The organism is Arachnia propionica, from assembly GCF_003932785.1.
Taxonomy (GTDB): Bacteria; Actinomycetota; Actinomycetes; order Propionibacteriales; family Propionibacteriaceae; genus Arachnia; species Arachnia propionica_B.
The window spans coordinates 1-315 of the sequence record NZ_RQYT01000173.1 but is presented as its reverse complement, the minus strand read 5'-3'; the positions used below and the strand labels follow the sequence as shown (position 1 = coordinate 315).

Genomic DNA, 315 nt, shown 5'->3' with positions numbered 1-315 from the left:
GATCAAGCGTTGGAAATCCAACCGGGCCAGCAGCAACCGATGATGCGCACGCCACACCCCATCCAACCTACCCTCACGAATAACCACGGTCATCTTCCTTTCTTTTCAACGTTGCAGGTCATTCATTGGCTGGGGAAAGTTTTCTGTTTAACATCCCTCCTCCTGCAGCACCCGTTGCAGGGTGGTTGACTTCCCGGCGCCGGGAGGACCCGCCAACACCACAACCCGCCGTTCCTGCCGCACCTCGGGAAACCTCGACCACACCTCCCCCAACAACCGATCATGAAGATCACTTCTTCGCCGCCGAGGTTTCCC

General features: G+C 57.8%; 1 protein-coding gene. It reads left to right on the top strand.

Going from position 1 to position 315, the window contains the following annotated elements; all coding sequences use genetic code 11:
* Nucleotides 1-189: hypothetical protein (locus EII35_RS16345; protein WP_221739824.1), on the top strand; the 189-nt coding region annotated here is incomplete at its 5' end.
* Nucleotides 190-315 lie beyond the last annotated feature (126 nt).